Annotated in this window: 3 protein-coding genes; all 3 read left to right on the top strand. The window is 51.5% G+C overall.

The window, feature by feature from the left end; genetic code table 11:
• Positions 1 to 19: 19 nt before the first annotated feature.
• Positions 20 to 4,138, top strand: a complete 4,119-nt coding sequence (locus Q8Q07_03200; GenBank protein MDP3879300.1) for a PKD domain-containing protein — start codon at positions 20 to 22, stop codon at positions 4,136 to 4,138.
• A gap of 123 nt (positions 4,139 to 4,261) precedes the next feature.
• On the top strand, positions 4,262 to 5,923 hold the full coding sequence (locus Q8Q07_03195) for a peptide ABC transporter substrate-binding protein (GenBank protein ID MDP3879299.1): 1,662 nt from the start codon (positions 4,262 to 4,264) through the stop codon (positions 5,921 to 5,923).
• A gap of 78 nt (positions 5,924 to 6,001) precedes the next feature.
• Positions 6,002 to 6,624, top strand: a 623-nt coding sequence (locus Q8Q07_03190; GenBank protein ID MDP3879298.1) for an ABC transporter permease, incomplete at its 3' end; no start/stop codon positions are given.

Raw genomic sequence — 6,624 nt, 5'->3', positions numbered from 1 at the left:
CGTCTGGGCTAACTTCAATATGAATGACTTCGACATGAGCGATTTCGACATGAGCGACTTCGATATGAGTGATTTCGACATGAGCGATTTCGACATGAGCGATTTCGACATGAGCGACTTCGACATGAGCGACTTTGACATGAGTGATTTCGACATGAGCGACTTCGATATGAGCGACTTCGATATGAGTCCGCTTTCCGTCCTGTCCTTTACCGGAGCGGACGGCAGTGCTACTAGCGGAACGGATATCAGTGTTTCCGAGCTTGGTCTGGATAGTATCCTTGATGGGAACACCAAGATAATAGGATTCTCGGCAAACCGCGGTCTGAAAAATGAGGTTCTCCTCAGTCACGTTGCACATAACGGAATACGGATTTTCGCTGTGGTTATCGGCTCCAACGGAATTTTCAGTACGGAACCCTATGAGCTCCAGATTGAGACTTCGATACCCAAGCCAATCAACATTAGTGGTGAATCACTGGTTTCATCTGACCAGCAGACATCTGACACCGAAGAGATAAGTACGCAAAGCGGTTCTCCGTTGACTTTGTTCGTCACTCAGCGTCAGCGGATAGAAGCTCTTTACGGCATAGATGAATGGAATTCTATGGCGGCAGATCTCCAGGCTCTGGCGGCGCACTCCGCCGTTCGGGGCGATATTATTTCGGTACCCAGCGACATCTATGTCGGATGGGATACTCAGCCTGCCAGCATTGTAGAAGTAAATAACGTTTCGTCTGCCATCAGGACGATAATACGGGATTACCTTGCCAGCCATACTACCATAGAGTATGTCGTCCTCGTAGGCAGCGATGAGGTTATTCCGCACCGCCGTGTTCCTGACGAGACCAAGTTCAATGAGCGCTTCTACGCGTTGAACTCGTATCTTAAGTGGGGGTCACCGCTGCTGTTCAGTATGCTGGGTGGCTACAACCTTAGCGATGACTACTATGTGGATAAACAACCAACTGCCTGGCAGGGACGGGCGCTCTATATACCTGATATTCCCATCGGCCGCCTGGTGGAAACACCTCAAGAGATAAGCAAAGCCGCTCTTACCTTCCTGGATCCCGCCGTCGATGGCGTGCTCAGCCCTGAAACGGCTCTGGTCACTGGCTACGACTTCTTTAACGATGGCGCTGAACTGACCGCAGATTTCCTTGATGACGCGGTGGCGACTACGCGCGCCATAGATTCCAACTGGGACCGCGGTTTCCTGCTCAGCGAGTTCCTGGGGCAGAACGGAAGCTCGGCTCCGGACATAACGTCTCTGAATGCGCACTTTACTCACTATGCAGCCCTGAGTGAGCGCGGGTTCGTCCAGGGCATCGGCGACTTCCTCAGCAGCGTCGATGTTGCTCAGGCCGCTGGCGAGCCAACGGCATTATTCCATCGGCTGGTTTTCTCTATCGGTTGTCACGCTGGACTGAACGTGCCTGCAAATAGCTCACAGGATGTCGATGCCGGATTGGGTATCGACCCGGGACTGGATTTTGTTCAGGCTATGGCACAGCAACAGGCTATATATGTTGCCAGCACCGGTTTCGGTATCGGAGATGATGCAGGAATTGGCGGAACGGAAAGATTGCTGACCATCTTTGCTGAAAATCTTATCCACAGTGATGTCCCGGCCGGTAAAGCCCTGTTGGATGCTAAAAGGACATACCTGAGCAGCCTGAGCGCGATGACGGTATTCGATGAGAAATCATCAATTCAAACCACTTTCTACGGTCTGCCGATGTATCGGCTAAACGTTGATGCTGTCAGCGCCAGTACTACGACTGCCGGTACCGGTTCCGGCAGTTTCAGCGCTGCCAGTACCCAGTTCCAAAGCTCGAGCACAGTTACCGTTAACGAGGGTACGGACTATGTCCGGCAGGAAGTAAATACTGTTAACGGCACGTACTTCACAGCAGATGGTGATGCCCAGGCTACTGCCGGTAGAGCTATTCAACCCCGCATGGTTATTCCTCTGGGAGAGGGCGGAACGAGTCCGGTACACGGTGTGCTGCTTAGCGGCGGGACTTTCATTACCGAAAGTAGTTCCCCCAACTTTGACCCTGTAATTGCGCGTCCGACAGTTGAATGGGAAGCAAACCCGAATGAACCGCAGATTTATCTACCGTCTTTCTGGCCGGCAGAGATTGCCAAGGTCAATAGCCTGCAAACAGGCGATGGACTTTTACAGACACTGGTAGTAATACCGGGACAATTCCGTGCCGAAAACTTAAACGGGGGCATAGTCACAGGTACGCAGCGTTTGTATGACACTCTTACCTTTGAGCTCCTGAATTCCAGTTCCACCGACTGGCAACCGCCTGTCATAAGTGGTATAGAACTCCAGCAGACGGATGTCGGTGTCGTCGTTACCATAGATGCCAGCGATGCCAGCGGTATTCAGCAGGTAGTCGTACTTCAGATTGGCAACGGTACCATTACTTCTACTTCGAGTAACAGCCTGACGATTACATTAACCGGGTACGCCGAAGGCGATGCTATCGTGATACAGGTAGTGGACGGAGCCGGTAACATTGCTGCGGCTACCGGTAAAGGCGCTAATTTGAGCATCGTCCAGGTGGAGACGGTACCTGAGATAACGGTTGATGAAAATCGGACTGTTACCCTCCAGGCTACACTGCCTGACTTCGCTAACCTCACTTCACCTGTATTCTACGTCTGGGATTTTGGAGATGGTAATGTAGTCAGTGGTAAAACAACCAACGGAACGATTACCGTACAGCATATCTATCCCGATGATAACCCGATCGGCACACCGTCGGACCAGTACCAGACCAAGGTGAAAGTGACCGACTCGAATGGAGGCATCGGTACGGCGTTTACCACGGTCACTGTCTTGGATATAGCTCCGGACGTAACCATTACTTCGGTAACATCACCGATTAACGAGAATGGCATTACGGACCTGAGTGGCTCGTTTACCGATTTCAGTCTTCTCGATACGCATACCGCGCAGGTTGACTGGGGTGACGGAATGGTCGAAGCATTGCCTGTCACGCAGGGTGCGGGTTCCGGTACATTCACGGCATCGCACCAATACCTGGATGATAACCCGAGCAATACGTCATCGGATAACTATACGATTACCGTATGGGTAACCGATGACGATACCGTAACAGGAAATGCAACCGCTGTGGTATCCGTTAACAATCTAAATCCGACAGTGGAAGCTGGCGTTGACAAGACAGCTAACGAAGGTGATACCGTATCCCTTGACCCGGCACAGTTCAACGATACCGGCACTGAAGATACGCATACTGCGGTTAATGACTGGGGTGACGGTACCACTTCGGACGGTAATGTTACTGAGACCAATGGTTCAGGAACCGTTTCGGGAAGCAGTCACGTCTATGCCGACAACGGCGTTTACACTGCAACGGTAACCGTCGATGATGATGATTTTGGTTCCGGTTCTGATACCCTGAAAGTAACAGTCAACAATGTTGCTCCGACTGTAGGAGCAATCGATGCGCCGACGGTTGCGCAGGTCAATAATGAAATGAACGCCAGCGCCGCCTTTACAGACCCCGGCATACTCGATACGCATACGGCGGTTTGGGACTGGGGTGACGGCACCAGTTCGATTGGCGATGTTAGCGAGACCAACGGCAGCGGTACCGTAACCGGCAGCCATATCTACACCAGACTCGGTACCTTTACCGTTACCCTTACGGTGACGGATAAAGACGGTGGAGTTGGTCAGTCGGTATTCCAGTATATCAACGTGCACGCCTGGGATCCCGAGGGCGATTCACCAAGCCCGGATGGTGACCTGATCAGTGGTTTCATATCGAATAACTCCACCACTATGACTATCAGTCTGCGCGTATCTGGAAATATCACCGACCAGTTCCAGTATCGAGTTTACCTGGATTTAAGCGGAGGTCTTCCACTCCTTATAAAATATCATGACGGTAAGCTCACCGGACTATCCAGCCTTCAGGCAGTCGTAAATGGTAACGAATTGACCTTCAGCTTCAGCCTGAGTGATATAGGCAAGATTAGCGGTGATTCCATAGCGGTGTCTATGGAGACTCAGGCGGGTATAAAGGCAACCGCATCAGCGGGTAAAGCCGATTATATGCCTGATGCCGGAACTTTTAGATACATAATACGTTAGCCGGGAGAAATATTGAGACTACCACCATATGGTTCCCGCCATTCACAATGAATACGGGTGGGAACCATATGGTATTTATCCGTAACTTACTGATGGATTTCGGGTCATTTAAAAGGAGGGGATATGAAGAATAAATCCCTTGTCTATCTGGTGTCCGTGTTGGTGGCTTTATCGACGCTATTCTATGGTGCTTGCGGAGGACAGCCCGCCCCTGCCAAGTCTGTTCCTCAGGTGCTCAGAGTTAATATCGGCGGCGAACCGGCTACCATCGACCCTAACCTGGCTAATGTTGCCAACGAGAGGACCGTTATCTTGCAGGTGTTCGATGGGCTGCTGGGCTTTGACCAGGACCTTACTCTGAAACCGGTGGTTGCCACCGAAATCCCGACTGTAGCCAACAACGGGATATCCGCCGACGGCAAGACCTACACCTTTAAATTGCGTAACGATGTTACCTGGAGCGATGGCGAGGAAGTTACCGCGGCGGATTTCGAATACAGTATTAAGCGTATGTTGAGTCCGGCCCTGGCAGCGAAGTACGCCTCTTTCTATTTTGATATCGCCGGCGCCAAAGACTATAACAAGTCCGGGGAGCAGGATACCGCTACCCAGGAGAATCTCAGGGATGCCGTGGGAGTTAAAGCCCTGGATGCTCGGACCCTTCAGATTACACTGGCTCAACCCCGCCCCACCTTCCTCCAGTTGATGGCGCTGTGGCCCGTTTTCCCTCTGCGAGAGGATATCATCACTCAGTATGGAGATAGCTGGACGGAAGCGCCGAATTACATCGGTAATGGTCCCTTCATGCTCAGTGAATGGGTGCATCAGGACCATATAACCCTTGTACCCAATCCGAATTACTGGGGAGTTAAACCTAAACTGACCGAAATCCAGCTTAAGATGATTACCGATGTCAATGCTGAAATAGCCGCCTACCGGAATAACGAGCTTGAGATGAGCAATGTTCCTCCGGGTACGGAGAAAGCGACCCTTGCCGACCCGACACTGAGTCAGCAGATTGTGCGTTATGCCGAACTCAGGACTTACGCCTTCTTTTTCAATGTCCAATCGCCTCCTTTCGATAACCTGAAACTGCGTCAGGCAATAGCCACTGCTATCGACCGTGTCTCTTTTGTGGACAAGGTCAGAGATGGAGTTGGAGAGCCGGCTTATAGCTGGGTTCCACCCGGTATGCCCGGATACGACCCCAATCTGGGAAAGGAGTATGAGTTTGACCTAGCTAAGGCGAAACAGCTTCTGGCTGAGGCAGGCTATCAGGATGTCAGCAAGCTGCCGGAACTCAAGTTCCAGTATGCCGATACCGGCGGCAACAGACTCATCGCCGAGTTCCTTCAGGGACAGTTGAAAGACGGCCTGGGGATAAATATCGCTCTTGAACCAATGGAACCGCGAGCTTTTGTTCAGCTATTCCTTGGAGGTGGACATAATATGATATGGATTTCCTGGGGGGCTGATTATCCTGACCCGGATAACTTCCTGCCAGGACTGTTCGGCACGGGAGAGGGTAATAACCTCAGCAAATACAGCAACCCGCAGTTCGATGCCCTCGCTGAACAGGCTAAGTCGGAATTGGATAATACCAAACGAATTAGAGCTTGGGGTGACGCTCAAGAGATGATAATGGCTGATGTTCCGATTATTCCGGTGTACTACCGGGAAAGATTCATCCTTTCCAAGCCTGAAGTGAAGGGACTCAAGAGTACCGGTATGGACGGCCGGGTTGCCGGAGACCTGTTCCTGAGGGAAGTCTATATTGGGGAATAAACAGCTGCAATAAATTTATGCTTAGATTGGACTCGGTGGGTTAAACTTAATCCGCCGAGTCCTCTGGTTTTTAGGAATATGCGTAAATACTTAATACAGCGTTTTTTATGGCTTATCCTCGTCCTCTTCGTGGTTGCCTTCATTACTTTCTCTCTGATGCACCTGGTGCCCGGAGGTCCCTGGGACCAGGAGAAGCAGCTCGATCCCCAGGTGGTGGCCAATCTGAACCAGAAATACGGCCTGGACAAGCCATTTTTCGTCCAGTTCGGCAATTTTATCTGGGGTGCCCTGCGCGGTGACCTCGGAGTTTCATATTCTTACCAGAACCGGGGAGTTACCCAGATATTGCTAGAGGGTCTGCCCAAAACAGCCACGCTGGGCTTTACCGCCTTTATCATTGCCTTGCTCATCGGAATTCCGCTGGGAACGGCGGCCGCCCTCAGGCAAAACTCAATCGTTGATTATACTTCAGTCTTGATTTCCACCATCTTCGTCAGTATACCGGGGTTCGTCCTGGGTATTCTTTTGATGATATTGTTCTCGGTAGTGCTCCACTGGCTGCCGACCGGCGGATGGGGTGACATCCGCCAGATTATTATGCCCGCTTTCGCTCTGGCAGCCTTACCCGCCGCTTATACCGCCCGGATTATGAGGGCGAGTATGCTTGACGTGGTACACCAGGACTATATCCGCACCGCCCG

This window comes from Dehalococcoidales bacterium (assembly GCA_030698765.1).
GTDB lineage: Bacteria > Chloroflexota > Dehalococcoidia > Dehalococcoidales > UBA2162 > JAUYMF01.
The sequence above is the reverse complement of the archived record's forward strand: the minus strand, read 5'-3'. Positions and strand labels throughout refer to the sequence as shown.